The 14,448-nt window shown below is 58.8% G+C and carries 10 protein-coding genes; 5 read left to right on the plus strand and 5 right to left on the minus strand.

The features are described 5' to 3' along the window. Positions 1–37: 37 nt before the first annotated feature. The gene (gene ettA, locus QRN20_RS18910; RefSeq protein ID WP_285360985.1) at positions 38–1,702 is read right to left on the minus strand and encodes an energy-dependent translational throttle protein EttA; all 1,665 of its coding nucleotides are present in this window, start codon (positions 1,700–1,702) and stop codon (positions 38–40) included. A 383-nt stretch (positions 1,703–2,085) separates the two neighbouring features. Here ettA and QRN20_RS18915 point away from each other — a divergent pair, with 383 nt between their 5' ends. After that, entirely contained in the window at positions 2,086–5,922 is a 3,837-nt protein-coding gene (locus tag QRN20_RS18915) for a sensor domain-containing protein (protein ID WP_122745726.1), read from the plus strand. 73 nt (positions 5,923–5,995) lie between these two features. Here the strand turns inward: QRN20_RS18915 and QRN20_RS18920 are convergent, their stop codons facing one another. After that, the gene (locus QRN20_RS18920) at positions 5,996–6,130 is read right to left on the minus strand and encodes a hypothetical protein (protein ID WP_285360986.1); all 135 of its coding nucleotides are present in this window, start codon (positions 6,128–6,130) and stop codon (positions 5,996–5,998) included. 65 nt (positions 6,131–6,195) lie between these two features. Between QRN20_RS18920 and glyA the strand changes: the two genes are divergently transcribed. The 4 genes from glyA (at position 6,196) to QRN20_RS18940 (ending at position 10,908) form a co-directional block, all read left to right on the plus strand. After that, complete coding sequence (gene glyA / locus QRN20_RS18925) at positions 6,196–7,449, plus strand: serine hydroxymethyltransferase (RefSeq protein ID WP_004884032.1); 1,254 nt, start codon at positions 6,196–6,198, stop codon at positions 7,447–7,449. Between the two features lie 103 nt (positions 7,450–7,552). Continuing rightward, positions 7,553–8,122: a YdcF family protein gene (locus tag QRN20_RS18930; protein WP_029243812.1), complete on the plus strand. Its 570-nt coding sequence runs from the start codon at positions 7,553–7,555 to the stop codon at positions 8,120–8,122. A 376-nt stretch (positions 8,123–8,498) separates the two neighbouring features. Then, on the plus strand, positions 8,499–9,731 hold the full coding sequence (locus QRN20_RS18935) for an aminotransferase class I/II-fold pyridoxal phosphate-dependent enzyme (RefSeq protein ID WP_032664196.1): 1,233 nt from the start codon (positions 8,499–8,501) through the stop codon (positions 9,729–9,731). Between the two features lie 13 nt (positions 9,732–9,744). Next, positions 9,745–10,908, plus strand: a complete 1,164-nt coding sequence (locus QRN20_RS18940) for an MFS transporter (RefSeq protein ID WP_122413738.1) — start codon at positions 9,745–9,747, stop codon at positions 10,906–10,908. Between the two features lie 34 nt (positions 10,909–10,942). Here the strand turns inward: QRN20_RS18940 and yjiA are convergent, their stop codons facing one another. The 3 genes from yjiA to QRN20_RS18955 form a co-directional block, all read right to left on the minus strand. Further along, a complete protein-coding gene (gene yjiA / locus QRN20_RS18945; RefSeq protein ID WP_285360987.1) occupies positions 10,943–11,920 on the minus strand; it encodes a GTPase in 978 nt (325 codons plus the stop codon). A 96-nt stretch (positions 11,921–12,016) separates the two neighbouring features. Beyond that, positions 12,017–12,214: a YbdD/YjiX family protein gene (locus QRN20_RS18950; protein ID WP_004884022.1), complete on the minus strand. Its 198-nt coding sequence runs from the start codon at positions 12,212–12,214 to the stop codon at positions 12,017–12,019. 27 nt (positions 12,215–12,241) lie between these two features. Further along, complete coding sequence (locus QRN20_RS18955; RefSeq protein WP_025995639.1) at positions 12,242–14,317, minus strand: carbon starvation CstA family protein; 2,076 nt, start codon at positions 14,315–14,317, stop codon at positions 12,242–12,244. Between the last annotated feature and the right edge of the window lie 131 nt (positions 14,318–14,448).

Raw genomic sequence — 14,448 nt, forward strand, 5'->3', positions numbered from 1 at the left:
CAGGAGCGCCAAAGACGACGCTCCTGCTGTATCCGGGTTACGCCAGCTTCTTGTGACGTACACGGTGCGGCTGGGCAGCGGCATCGCCAAGACGCTTTTTACGGTCAGCTTCGTATTCGGTGTAGTTGCCTTCGAAGAATACGGCTTGCGAGTCGTCTTCGTACGCCAGAATGTGGGTCGCCACACGGTCAAGGAACCACCGATCGTGGGAGATCACAATGGCCGCGCCCGGGAAGTCCAGCAGTGCTTCTTCCAGCGAACGCAGGGTTTCAACGTCGAGGTCGTTGGACGGTTCGTCGAGCAGCAGCACGTTGCCGCCCTCTTTCAGGGTCAACGCCAGGTGCAGACGACCGCGTTCACCACCGGACAGGTCCTTGACGAACTTCTGTTGGTCACCGCCCTTGAAGTTGAAACGGCCGACATAGGTGCGCGACGGGATTTCATAGTTGCCGATACGGATCACGTCCGAACCATCCGAAACCGCCTGGAACACCGACTTGCTGCCGTCCAGATCGTCACGGCTCTGGTCAACGCAGGCCAGTTGCACGGTTTCACCGATTTCGATGCTGCCCGAATCCGGCTGTTCCTTACCCATCAGCATGCGGAACAGGGTCGATTTACCGGCACCGTTACCACCGATCACGCCAACGATGGCGCCTTTGGGCATGGCGAATGACAGGTTGTCGATCAGGACGCGATCGCCATAGCCTTTGGTGACGTTCTTGAACTCGATGACCTTGTCGCCGAGGCGCGGACCAGCCGGGATGTAGATCTCGTTGGTTTCGCTGCGCTTCTGGAATTCCTGCGACTGCATTTCTTCGAAGCGTTGCAGACGGGCCTTGGATTTTGACTGACGCGCCTTGGCACCTTTGCGAACCCATTCCAGCTCGTCTTTCATGGCCTTTTCATGGGCCGACTGCTGCTTGGATTCCTGGGCCAGACGATCGGACTTGGCTTCAAGCCAGCCCGAATAGTTGCCTTCGTAAGGAATACCGGCGCCGCGGTCGAGTTCCAGAATCCAGCCCGCGACGTTGTCCAGGAAGTAACGGTCGTGCGTAATCGCAACCACGGTGCCCGAGAAGTCGTGCAGGAAGTGCTCCAGCCAGGCGACGGAATCGGCGTCCAGGTGGTTGGTCGGTTCGTCGAGCAGCAGCATGTCGGGAGCGGACAGCAGCAGACGGCACAGGGCGACACGACGCTTCTCACCGCCGGACAATACGGAAATCTTTGCATCCCACGCAGGCAGACGCAGCGCATCGGCGGCGACTTCCAGCTGACGCTCCAGGTTGTGACCGTCGCTGGCCTGCAGGATGGCTTCGAGCTTGGCCTGTTCAGCGGCCAGCTTGTCGAAGTCGGCATCCGGGTCGGCGTATTCGGCGTAGACCTGGTCCAGACGCGCCTGGGCGTCCTTGATGACGCTGACCGCCTCTTCGACCACTTCACGCACAGTCTTGGTGGGATCGAGTTGCGGTTCCTGCGGCAGATAACCTACGTTCAGATCAGGCATCGGGCGCGCTTCGCCGTCGAACTCGGTGTCGACACCCGCCATGATTTTCAACAGCGTGGACTTGCCCGAACCGTTGAGGCCCAGCACGCCGATCTTGGCGCCCGGGAAGAAAGAGAGGGAGATGTTCTTGAGGATTTCCCGCTTCGGCGGCACAACTTTGCTCAGCCGATGCATGGTGAAGACGTATTGAGCCATGGAATGAAAACCTGGTGTCTGTGATAAGGACCGATCTGGGACGCGAGCTTAAAGCCCCGACCGAAAAAAAGCTTTTATTTGTCTTTCAGACTTGCCGCATGAGCGTTCCACGCCTTGAATCAGAACAGGCAATGAGCAGACTCGTGTGCCTGGGCAGCTATGAAGCTGGGTCTTGTTTGCACACAGTGGAGTCACTCATGCAGGAGTCGGGCTGTAATCGCGCGTTGCGCAAAGCTACCCGAATGCGGCCTGCAGGGCAAACCATCCGGCCCGGCGGGACTGGCACTCTGCCACAACTCAAGGCATGCTAGCCGCCCTTTTGGGTGGCCAGCTTATATTGCATAGTGCATCGCTGCTTCAGTCCAGTAGTCAGGAACAACGACTTGCCCACATCAACGACCTCTTCGCCATCGAGTACCGCCAAAAACAGTACGGTCAGGCCTGTGCGCGGCTCACTGAAGGGTGTGCTGGCGGCGTTGGTGTTGCTGATGATCGCGCTGCTGCTCTGGCAACTCATCGAACAGTTTCATCAGACCCAGGAACGCCAGCGCCAGCGCAGCCTCGACTACGCGACACAGCTTTGCGACCGGATCAGTCTGAACATGGCGCTCAACGCCCAGATTGCGATGAATCTGCTGGAGGAAATCAAGGCAGGCGAAGACAACCCCGATCAGGCCACGCCACTGAGCGCATTGCGCTCAGCCTTGCCGGCATTACGCAGCGTCGTCAGCCTCGCCCCCAATGGAGACGTGATCAGAGACAGCGCCGACATGAGCAGCGACGCCACGCTGTTGAGAAGTGCGCTCAAACAAGCCATCGGGCGTCCGTTCTACTACACCAGCAATGACGACGGCTCACAGATCTATCTGCTGTTGCGCCAGAGCGCAGGCTCGAACGGCAACTACTGGGCCGTGCGCATGGTGCCCGATGCGCTCAAGGGCTTTATTCAGCAGCCGACGCAGGATTTCCAGCATCTGTGGCGGCTGGAAAAACGTGTCACTCAGCAAGTGATTCTGCGCGAGGCGATGCCTGACAACGTGACAGACACCGGCCATGCAGAGACCGTTCTGCTCCAGCCCCTGGGCAACAGCGACTGGCAGCTGCGCGGGCTTTTCGACGCGCACAAGGCGCGCCAGGATTTGCTCGCGCCACTTGTGGGCAAATGCATCATTGGCCTGCTGTTTTCAATCCTGCCGCTCATCGCGCTCATGAGCCTGCGCGGCAGGCAGCGTCAGTTGCTGGAAAGCCGCCGCCGCTATCGCGATATTTTCGAAGGGGCTGGCGTTGCGATCTGTGTGCTGGACATGTCCAGCCTGCCAGGGCGCCTGGAAACCCTGCAGATCAATACCTGCGAAGACCTCGACCTGCTGTTGAAAAACCAGCCCGGTCTGCTTGATCGCCTGTTGCAACAGCTGCGCATCAACGAGGTGAACGACGTTGCTCTGGGCCTGCTGAACGTCGAATGCGGTGAGCAGGCATGGCAGCAATTGATCGAAGGCGAGTCACGCACGCGGCCCGGCATCGGCATTCAAGTGATCCGCGCAGTGCTCGACAAACAGCCACGCCTGGAACTGGAAATCCGCCGCACCCGGGAGGACGGCCAGGATCAGCACCTGTGGCTGGTGCTCAGGCTGCCGGAAAGCCCCGCCGACTTCGACGCGGTCATTCTCAGCATTGGCGATATCACCAGCCGCAAACAGATCGAACTGTCGTTGCTGGACCGTGAAAGCTTCTGGTCCGACGTGGTCCGCACCGTGCCGGATCACCTCTATGTGCAAGATGTGCTCAGCCAGCGGATGATCTACAGCAACCACCATCTGGGGCAGACGCTGGGTTACAGCAAATCGGAACTGCACGGGATGGGTGAGTTCTTCTGGGAAATCCTGCTCCATCCGGAAGACGCGAAACCCTATCAGGACATGCGTCTGCGCCAGCGTCATCACGGGCACAACGAACTGCTGCAATGTGTCCTGCGCTTCCGTGACCGCGACAACCAGTGGCGCTGCTTCGACATTCGCGAACAGGCGCTGGCGCGGGATAGCCAGGATCTGGTGACACGCATCATCGGAGTCGCCAAGGACATCACCGATCAGGTCACGTCCAGCCAGTCCTTGCGTGACAGTGAACAGCGTTATCGGATGCTCGCCGAGAGCATCAGTGATGTGATCTTCTCCACGGACAATCAGCTCGAGCCCAATTACGTGAGCCCCTCGGTTCAGAGCGTGCTGGGCTACACCGCCGAGTGGATTCTCGCCCACGGCTGGGGCGTTACAGTTGCCAACCCGCAACAACTGACAGGGTTCGACGCGCTGATCCGGAATATCCGCAAGGTGCTCAACAAACCGGAAGAACTGGCGAAGCTGCGCAACGACACGACGCCGCGTCTGTTTGTGTTCGATTGTCTGCGGGCCGACGGCCGCAAGGTACCGGTCGAACTGCGCATGGTGCTGGTCTGGGACGAGCACGACAATTTCGAGGGGCTTCTCGGGGTTGGCCGCGACATCAGCCAGCAGCGCCGCGCGGAAAAAGACCTGCGCATGGCTGCCACCGTATTCGAACACTCCACGTCGGCCATTCTGATCACCGATCCTGCGGGCTACATCGTGCAGGCCAACGAAGCGTTCACGCGAGTCAGCGGCTACGAAGTCGCTCAGGTGCTCGATCAACTGCCCGGCATGCTGACAGTGGAAGCGGAACAGGAAGCGCACCTGCGCTACGTCATCAGGCAACTCAACCAGAGCGGCACCTGGGAGGGCGAGGTCAGGCTCAAGCGTCGCAACGGCGAGCATTACCCGGCGTGGGTCGGCATCACTGCAGTGGTGGACGATGAAGGTGATCTGGCGAGCTACGTGTGTTTCTTCAGTGATATCAGTGAGCGCAAGGCCAGCGAAGAACGCATCCATCGCCTGGCCTACTACGATGCCCTGACCCACCTGCCCAACCGCACGCTGTTCCAGGACCGCCTGCATTCGGCGTTGCAGCAGGCCGAGCGGCAACAGGCCTGGGTCGTGCTGATGTTCCTTGATCTGGACCGTTTCAAACCGATCAACGACTCCCTGGGCCATGCTGCGGGGGATCGCATGCTCCAGGAGATGGCCACGCGTCTGCTGGCTTGCGTCACAGACGATGACACGGTGGCACGCATGGGCGGCGATGAGTTCACCCTGTTGCTGCAACCGGGTCCGACGCGGGAAAGCGCCTTGAACCGCGCCATTCACGTCGCCGAGAAGATCCTCAACAGTCTGGTCACCCCCTTCGTGCTGGAAGGACGCGAGTTCTTCGTGACCGCCAGTATCGGTATCGCCCTGAGCCCGCAGGACGGCGATGAACTGAGCCAGTTGATGAAGAACGCCGATACGGCGATGTATCACGCCAAGGAACGCGGCAAGAACAATTTCCAGTTCTATCAGGCCGACATGAACGCCTCGGCGCTGGAGCGTCTGGAACTGGAAAGCGATCTGCGTCACGCGCTGGAGCAACAGGAATTCACGCTGTATTACCAACCGCAGTTCAGCGGCGATGGCAAACGCCTGACCGGGACCGAGGCCTTGCTGCGCTGGCGCCATCCCCGCCGTGGTCTGGTGCCGCCGAACGACTTCATTCCGGTGCTTGAAGAACTGGGGCTGGTGGTGGAGGTCGGTGACTGGGTACTGACCGAAGCCTGCAGCCAGTTGAAGAAATGGCATCAGGCGAAAGTCCGCGTGCCGAAAGTGTCCGTGAACATCTCGGCCCGGCAGTTCTCTGACGGTCAGCTTGGCAAACGCATCGCCAGCATTCTGCACACCATCGGCTTGCCTCCGGCGTGCCTGGAACTGGAACTGACCGAAAGCATCCTGATGCGCGAGGTCAACGAAGCCATGCAGATACTCGACGGGCTGAAGAATCTGGGGCTGAGCATTGCGGTGGATGACTTCGGTACGGGGTACTCGTCGCTGAACTACCTCAAGCAGTTCCCCATCGATGTATTGAAGATCGACCGCACCTTCGTCGACGGCCTGCCTTCCGGCGAACAGGACGCACAGATCGCTCGTGCGATCATCGCCATGGCCCACAGCCTGAACCTGGCGGTCATCGCCGAAGGCGTGGAAACCCAGGAGCAACTGGACTTCCTGCGCGAACACGGCTGCGACGAAGTACAAGGCTACCTCTTCGGCCGCCCGATGCCCGCCAGCCAGTTCGAAGCGCAATTCAGCAACGATGCGTTGTTCATGCTGGATTGAGAGGGACTGCAGACCCTGCGCGACAGCGCTACGTTGAAGACGTGGTGGCGCCTCCCACAGTCCTGTGTCTGCTTCACGACAGCGCTATGTCCACGGGCACGTGGTCAGCCAGCCAGACCTGTTTCAGTTCGGTGGAGTGCCAGAGCATGGCAACCCTCAGCCCGACCCAAGCTGCACCCCATTCATCCGGCACATGACTGCCTTTCATATGCCAGATAAAACCCGATGGGTTAGAATGCCCCCCTTTTCCGCCATGCCCCCTTGAGGACTGCCATGTTCAGCCGTGATTTGACTCTCGCGAAGTACGACGCCGATCTGTTTGCCGCCATGGAGCAAGAAGCTCTGCGTCAGGAAGAACACATCGAGCTGATTGCCTCGGAAAACTACACCAGTCCGGCCGTCATGGAAGCTCAGGGCTCGGTCCTGACCAACAAGTACGCCGAAGGCTACCCAGGCAAGCGCTACTACGGCGGCTGTGAATACGTCGACGTGATCGAGCAACTGGCCATCGACCGTGCCAAGGAACTGTTCGGCGCCGATTACGCCAACGTTCAGCCACACGCCGGTTCGCAAGCCAACTCCGCTGTGTACCTGGCATTGCTGCAGGGCGGCGACACCATTCTGGGCATGAGCCTGGCCCACGGTGGTCACCTGACCCACGGCGCCAGCGTTTCGTCCTCCGGCAAGCTGTACAACGCTGTGCAGTACGGCATCGACGCCAACGGCATGATCGACTACGACGAAGTCGAGCGTCTGGCCGTCGAGCACAAGCCGAAAATGATCGTGGCCGGTTTCTCTGCCTACTCGCAGATCCTGGATTTCCCACGCTTCCGCGCCATCGCTGACAAGGTCGGTGCCTACCTGTTCGTCGACATGGCCCACGTGGCCGGTCTGGTCGCCGCTGGTGTCTACCCGAACCCGGTGCCGTTCGCCGACGTCGTGACCACCACCACTCACAAGACCCTGCGCGGTCCACGTGGCGGCCTGATCCTGGCTCGCGCCAACGCCGACATCGAGAAGAAGCTGAATTCGGCCGTATTCCCGGGTTCGCAGGGCGGCCCGCTGGAGCACGTCATCGCGGCCAAGGCCGTGTGCTTCAAGGAAGCGCTGCAGCCTGAGTTCAAGGCTTACCAGCAGCAAGTGGTCAAGAACGCCAAGGCCATGGCCGGTGTGTTCATCGAGCGCGGTTTCGACGTGGTTTCCGGCGGTACTGAAAACCACCTGTTCCTGCTGTCGCTGATCAAGCAGGACATCTCCGGTAAAGATGCCGACGCTGCCCTGGGCCGCGCCTTCATCACCGTCAACAAGAACTCCGTACCGAACGACCCACGCTCACCGTTCGTCACCTCCGGCCTGCGCTTCGGCACCCCGGCTGTGACCACTCGCGGCTTCAAGGAAGCAGAGTGCAAGGAACTGGCTGGCTGGATCTGCGACATCCTGGCTGACCTGAACAACGAAGCCGTGATCGACGCGGTTCGCGAGAAGGTCAAGGCCATCTGCGCCAAGCTGCCAGTCTACGGCGCTTGATCCGCATCGTCTGACACAGTAACTCAAAGCCCCGACTCGAAAGAGCCGGGGCTTTTTTGTGACACCGTTGCACAGAGCCCACCGACTGATCGGGAGACGATCCATGAAGCTGTTGCGCACCCTTTCGATAAGCCTGCCGATGCTGCTAATGCTGTTTGCGGGGGCCATCGTGATCGACGGGCTGTCCGACACCGCCAAAACCAGCGACGCCGCCATCGTCCTCGGCTCGCAAGTGCTCCCGGACGGGACGCCGTCCGATCGACTGCGAGCCAGGCTCGACAGGGCTGAAGAGCTCTACCGACAGGGATTGGTTCGCCACATCATCGTCAGCGGCGGCACAGGCAAGGAAGGCTTCAGCGAAGCGGCCGTCATGGCAGACTATCTTGTTGACCACGGCAAGATTGCGCGGGAAGCGATCCTGCTGGACGAACAGGGAAACACCACCCGAGACACCGCCATCAACAGCGCCGGGATCATGAAAGGCAAAGGCTTCACCAGCGCAGTCGTGGTCACTCAATACTTTCACGTCACCCGCAGCCAGTACGCCCTGAAGCAGGCCGGGGTCATGCAGGTCTCGACTGCTCACGCGCGTTATTTCGAATGGCGCGACCTGTACTCCATCGCCCGTGAAGTGGTGGCGCTGCCCGCCTACTGGTGGGCAGCCAGCACCTGATCAGGCCAGTAGGCCTGGAGAGCGATCTCAGCCCACCATCGCCTCGAACCCGGCCCGAATCTTCTCCTCCGGCAATTCGTCGGCGATGAACACGATGACGCTTTCGCGCGTCTCGCCCCTCCTTGAAACATCACAAAATCGGCAGAGTGATATGCGCCCGCCGCAGGTGTCAGCAGAACATAGAGTTGCTTATCGGGAAGCCGAGTAAAACAAGATATTTCTTACAGAGGAAATACACCACTATCCGCTGGACACGGATCTGTCTGACATACATGAAAATTTTCCAGTGAAAGAATGGCTGTCTTGGCGGTTATTTTTTCCTCTTGGTGAGATCAACCGCTGCTCAAACCGAAAAATTCCAATTAGCGGATGCCGCATGAACTCGACAGCCAATCGCCATAGCAATTATCAAACCTTGATACGTCTGGCAGAAACCAACTGGGATGAGGCAGACAAGCTAAAGCTATCCAGTCTCCACGTAACTGTAAAAGACGACAACTATCTGCACGATCAATTCGGAAGGTCGTTTTATCATTTTTGCACAACGTCCTATTTAGGTTTGGACTATCACCCGGCACTGCTCGACGGCGCGATTCAAGCACTCCAGAAAACCGGTACGTTGCGCATAGCCAATTCACGAAACCGCTGTCAACTATCTAACTTGGCTGAGTATGAAACCGAGCTGTCAGAATGGCTCAACGCACATTGCCATGTCACTTTATCCTGCAGTGCAGCCAGCGCAGGCATATTGCCTCTACTTTCGTCAGGCGCCTTTACCGACGGCCGGGTTCCCACCATGGTTTTTGACAGGCATGCGCACTATTCAATGAACCACATGAAGGCGGCGTGCGCAGGTGAAGCGACGGTTTTGACAGTAAGCCATAACAACATGGAGCAACTTGAGACATTATGCAAAGCACATGACAGGGTTGCTTATGTTGCCGATGGCGTCTATAGCATGGGTGGCATGGCAGACATAGAAAGCCTGATTTATTTGAAAGAGAAATACGGGCTATTTCTGTACCTTGACGATTCGCATGCCATTTCCGCGTTAGGAGTAGGAGGAACAGGCTACGCACGGTCTAAGCTCGACGAGCTTGATGAGAACACCATCATCGTGGCGTCACTCGGTAAGGCATTTGGCGCAAGTGGTGGCGTAGCGATGTTAGGCAACGACCGCCAGAAAAAACTGATTCATCGATACGGAGGACCCAGCAATTGGTCTCAAAGTCTTAACATTGCAGCCATCGGCGCAGGGAGGGCTTCAATAGCGTTGCACCGCAATGGCGAAGTTGAAAAACTGCAGCGGAAGCTACAGCACAACATTCAATATTTTGATTCCATCATTAACACAGAACAGAAAGGCAGCAGATCGGCCATTCGCCTCATCCAGTGTTCCAGTGCAGAGGTTGCAAATCGGATTGCAGCCGAACTGGCCAACAAAGGTTTTTTTACGTCAGCGGTATTCTTCCCAGTTGTAGCGCAAGATAAACCTGCAATACGTATTACGCTCAGATCAGACATGACACACATCTTGATCAGTGACTTTTGCAAAGGCCTGACCGAAGCGCTTGGCACAGCAGAGTTCAATCAGCCTGCAACCCAATAAAAACATCATCCCCATGAAAATCGAAAGTCGCCTGCTGGTACCCTGCCTGGCCGTACTGGTTGCACAGTCAGGAATAACGCTGCATCTGCCGTCCCTGCCGTCGATAGCAAAGACTTTCAATGCACCCGATTATTTTTCGGCTCTGACGCTGTCAAGTTTTCTGATTGGCATGGGTTTGCCGATGTTGTTATGGGGCAAGCTGGCTGCATGTCTGGGCAGTCGGAGGACGCTGGTTTGGGCGTTGATGGTTTTTTCAGTTGGCAGTGCAGGTACCGCGCTGTCGATAGACATGACAACGTTCCTGATGTGCCGTGTGGTTCAAGGCATTGCAGCAGGTGGGATTTCAGTCATGGCCCGCGTGTTATTGCGCGATAGCCACAGCGCTGAACAACTGCCGCGCGCATTCAGCTGGCTCTCTATCTGCTTTGTCTTGTCACTGGGTATGGCGCAGTTCGCGGGCGCTGTACTGGACGCGATCTGGGACTGGAGAGCGATATTTATCGCTAGTGCCGTAGCGGGTGCGCTCTCGATAATTCCAGTCAGGTTATTCGTAAAAGTCATTTCGTCCAGAAGGACAGACTTTCGACCGGACGACTCGTACAGGGTACTGATTCGGGACTTGCGATTCATGAGTCCGGTGCTTGCAGGCGGACTGGGGTATGGAGTGGTTGTCCTTTTTGGTGCGAGCGCGCCCGCCATATTTCAGCTGCACTTCAACTGGACGGTACTTGAATACGGCTGGATCGGCTGGCCCATCAGTGGTGCCTATTTGCTGGGCGCACTTTCGGTCCGTTGGCTGATCGCGACACACAGCCAGCAAGAGGGTTTGCTGACTGGATTGAAATGTTTGATAGCGGGTGCCTTAGTGATGGGTGCCGGACAGCTGATTTACCCTGCGTCGGGCGTTGCGCTCTGGCTGCCTTACTGCCTGCTGCTGGCGGGTCAGGGGGCTGTATATCCTCTTTCCCAGTCTCTTGCCAGCCAGAACGCCCCTGTAAAAGGCCCCCACGCCATGGCGTTGATCGGTTTCATTCACCAGGCGATGGCCGCCTGCTGTGCACTGATCGCCAGCTTACTGCCGAAGGGCGATCCCGCACCTTTCACACTGGCATGCATTGCGCTTTCGGCAATGGCTTTGACGGTGTACTGGCTGAGTGAGCGCAGGAGCCGATCTTGAGAGAGACTCAAGACCGGCTGAGCCTAAAAGTACCTCAGCCCACCATCGCTTCGAACCCGGCCCGAATCTTCTCCTCTGGCAATTCGTCAGCGATGAACACGATGACGCTTTCGCGCGGCTCGCCTTCGGCCCATTCGGTATCCCAGTCGAAGCCGTAGAGCTTGAGCACGCCCTGAAACACCATGCGCCGGTCTTCGCCCGCAATGTTGAGCACGCCCTTGTAGCGCAGCAGTTGTTTACCGTGGCCTTCCAGCAGCGCGTTCATGAACTCGCTGAGGCGGTCCAGATCCAGTGGCTTGTCGCTGCGCAGCACAAGGCTGGTGATGCGGTCGCCGGAGTTGCCGACCGGCGCCAGCGGACGCAGGACCATGCCGCCGCCCAGATCGGCGTTGAGGTTGAAGCCACGCACATCGAGCAGTTCAGCCAGGTCGATCTTGCCATGCTCGACGATATTGATCGGCGCACGGCGGTTGATGCGGGTCAGGCGCGCGCTGAGTGCGTCAAACGCTGCGTCGTCCACCAGATCACGCTTGCTCACCAGCAGGCGGTCGGCAAAACCGATCTGTGCCTGGGCGATGGTCTGGGTCAGGTGGGTATCGGCATGAGCCGCATCAACGAGGGTGATGATGCCGTCGAGGATGTAGCGCTCGCGCAGCTCTTCATCGATGAAAAAAGTCTGGGCAACCGGTGCGGGATCGGCCAGGCCGGTGCACTCGATCACCAGCCGGTCGAAGGCGATTTCGCCACTGTCCAGCCGTTCGAGCAGCAGGTACAGCGCTTTGGTCAGGTCGGTGTGAATGGTGCAGCAGACGCAGCCGTTGGACAGCGTCATGACTTGCACAGGATCGGTGCCCAGCAACTGGCTGTCGATGCCGGCATCGCTGAACTCGTTCTCGATCACTGCGATTTTCAGGCCGTGCTCGGCCTTGAGCAGGTGGCGCAGCAGCGTGGTTTTGCCTGCGCCCAGAAAGCCGGTCAGTACGGTAACGGGGATAGGTTGCAACTCGCTCATAAGGCTCCAGACAGGTGCAAATCGGGCTGAAATGAAAACGCGCCACAGGTAGCAGCCTGTGGCGCGTCGGGTTACACGATAACGCAGATCAGAGGATCAGCAGCACTTCGGACCGCCCTTGCCGCCGTAACGCGCCTCTTGCCGCTCCCGAAAGAACTGCTCGTAGGTCATCATCGGCTTGTCCGGGTGTGTGGTCTGCATGTGCTCGACATAGGTGTCGTAGTCCGGCATGCCCACCATCAGACGCGCGGCCTGACCAAGGTATTTCCCGAGGCGACTCAGGTCATTGAACATGGGCAAATCCTCTGTGGTTGACCATCATCACACCTGCGACGCTGGCGGCATGGCCTGAAACGGAGATTCCTTGTCGGTGCGCTCCTTCTTGCCCCAGGCGGCAATGCCGACTTTCAGGGCGTAGAACAGGATGCTGAACACCACGAACAGGAACAGGATGGTCAGGCCCGCGTTGGTGTACGCGTTGAAGATCACGTGCTGCATCTGGTCCATGGTCTTGGCCGGGGCCAGAATCTGACCGGCGTCCGCCGCTGCGCTGTACTTCTTGGCCAGCGCCAGGAAGCCCACTGCAGGGTTGGAGTCGAACAGTTTGATCAGGCCAGCCGTCACGGTGCAGATCAACAGCCACGTGGCAGGCAGCATGGTGACCCAGACATAGCGCTGACGCTTCATCTTGATCAGCACAACGCTTGCGAGCATCAGCGCGATACCGGCCAGCATCTGGTTGGAGATACCGAACAGCGGCCACAGGGTGTTGATGCCGCCCAGCGGATCGATCACGCCCTGATACAACAGATAACCCCACAACGCCACGCAGCCACCGGTGCCGATGGCGTTGGCGGTCCAGGACTCGGTACGTTTCAGAGCCGGGACGAAGCTGCCCAGCAAGTCCTGCAGCATGAAACGACCGGCACGCGTACCGGCGTCTACCGCTGTCAGGATAAACAGCGCTTCGAACAGGATCGCGAAGTGGTACCAGAACGCCATGGTGTTTTCACCCGGCAGCACCTGGTGGAGGATCTGCGCGATACCGACCGCAAGCGTCGGTGCACCACCGGCACGGGCCAGCACGGTGTTCTCGCCGATGTCCTTGGCGACCGCCGTCAGTTGCTCAGGCGTAATGGTGAAGCCCCAGCTGGTAACAGTCTGCGCGACCGTCACCACGTCGCTGCCAACCACAGCCGCAGGGCTGTTCATCGCGAAGTACACGCCCGGCTCGATCACCGAAGCGGCAACCATAGCCATGATGGCCACGAAGGACTCCATCAGCATGCCGCCGTAACCGATGTAACGGGCGTTCTTCTCGTTATCCAGCAGCTTGGGCGTGGTGCCCGAGGAAATCAGCGCGTGGAAACCGGACACCGCACCGCAGGCGATGGTGATGAACAGGAACGGGAACAGTGCGCCTTTCCAGACCGGACCGGTGCCGTTGGTGAACTGGGTCAGGGCCGGCATTTTCAGCTCCGGCGCCAGGATCAGGATACCGATCGCCAGGGCCAGGATGGTGCCGATCTTCAGGAAGGTCGACAGGTAGTCACGCGGGGCCAGCAGCAGCCAGACCGGCAGCATGGCTGCCACAAAACCGTAGCCCACCAGCATCCAGGTGATCTGCACGCCGGTAAAGGTGAACGCCGGACCCCAGGTCGGATCGGCTGCAACCAGGCCGCCGATCCAGATCGAGGCCAGCAGCAGAATCACACCGACGATGGAAATCTCACCAATGCGGCCCGGACGGATGTAGCGCATATAGACGCCCATGAACATCGCAATCGGGATGGTCGCCATGACGGTGAACATGCCCCACGGGCTCTCGGCCAGGGCCTTGACCACAATCAGCGCCAGCACCGCGAGGATGATGATCATGATCAGGAAGCAGCCGAACAAGGCGATGGTGCCGGGAATACGGCCCATTTCCTCACGGACCATGTCGCCCAGCGAGCGACCGTTACGGCGTGTGGAGAGGAACAGGATCATGAAGTCCTGCACCGCACCGGCGAGCACCACACCGGCAATCAGCCACAGCGTACCGGGCAGATACCCCATCTGCGCCGCCAGCACCGGACCGACCAGCGGGCCTGCGCCTGCGATGGCCGCAAAGTGGTGACCGAAAAGAATGTGTTTGTTGGTCGGCACATAGTCCAGACCGTCGTTGTTGACCACCGCAGGCGTTGCACGCAGCGGGTCGAGCTGCATGACGTGATTGGCAATGAAAAGACTGTAGTAACGATAAGCAACCAGATAGATGGCAACCGCTGCAACCACTATCCACAAGGCGTTGATCGCCTCTCCGCGGCGCAAGGCCACGACCCCCAGAGCACATGCTCCAACAATTGCGACGATGAGCCAGGGAACATGGCGCATCAGACTATTATTATTTTTCATTTTTTTTATTCCAGCAGAGTTGACTAGAAGGCAAGCAGTCCGAGTTTAGCGCCGTCACAGCGAAAGGCCACCCCCCACGATGGTCTAGACCGGAATTTGATCAATTAAGGCAGATACCCGGCATGGAGCGG

This window comes from Pseudomonas sp. fls2-241-TYG-175 (genome assembly GCF_030209155.1).
GTDB classification, from domain to species: Bacteria; Pseudomonadota; Gammaproteobacteria; order Pseudomonadales; family Pseudomonadaceae; genus Aquipseudomonas; species Aquipseudomonas viridiflava.

What these genes read in the sequence shown, in the direction of transcription:
- ettA (WP_285360985.1), bottom strand. Translation starts at nt 1,702, where the DNA reads ATGGCTCAATACGTCTTCACCATGCATCGGCTGAGCAAAGTTGTGCCG.
- QRN20_RS18920 (WP_285360986.1), bottom strand. Translation starts at nt 6,130, where the DNA reads ATGAAAGGCAGTCATGTGCCGGATGAATGGGGTGCAGCTTGGGTCGGG.
- glyA (WP_004884032.1), top strand. Translation starts at nt 6,196, where the DNA reads ATGTTCAGCCGTGATTTGACTCTCGCGAAGTACGACGCCGATCTGTTT.
- QRN20_RS18930 (WP_029243812.1), top strand. Translation starts at nt 7,553, where the DNA reads ATGAAGCTGTTGCGCACCCTTTCGATAAGCCTGCCGATGCTGCTAATG.
- QRN20_RS18935 (WP_032664196.1), top strand. Translation starts at nt 8,499, where the DNA reads ATGAACTCGACAGCCAATCGCCATAGCAATTATCAAACCTTGATACGT.
- QRN20_RS18940 (WP_122413738.1), top strand. Translation starts at nt 9,745, where the DNA reads ATGAAAATCGAAAGTCGCCTGCTGGTACCCTGCCTGGCCGTACTGGTT.
- yjiA (WP_285360987.1), bottom strand. Translation starts at nt 11,920, where the DNA reads ATGAGCGAGTTGCAACCTATCCCCGTTACCGTACTGACCGGCTTTCTG.
- QRN20_RS18950 (WP_004884022.1), bottom strand. Translation starts at nt 12,214, where the DNA reads ATGTTCAATGACCTGAGTCGCCTCGGGAAATACCTTGGTCAGGCCGCG.
- QRN20_RS18955 (WP_025995639.1), bottom strand. Translation starts at nt 14,317, where the DNA reads ATGAAAAATAATAATAGTCTGATGCGCCATGTTCCCTGGCTCATCGTC.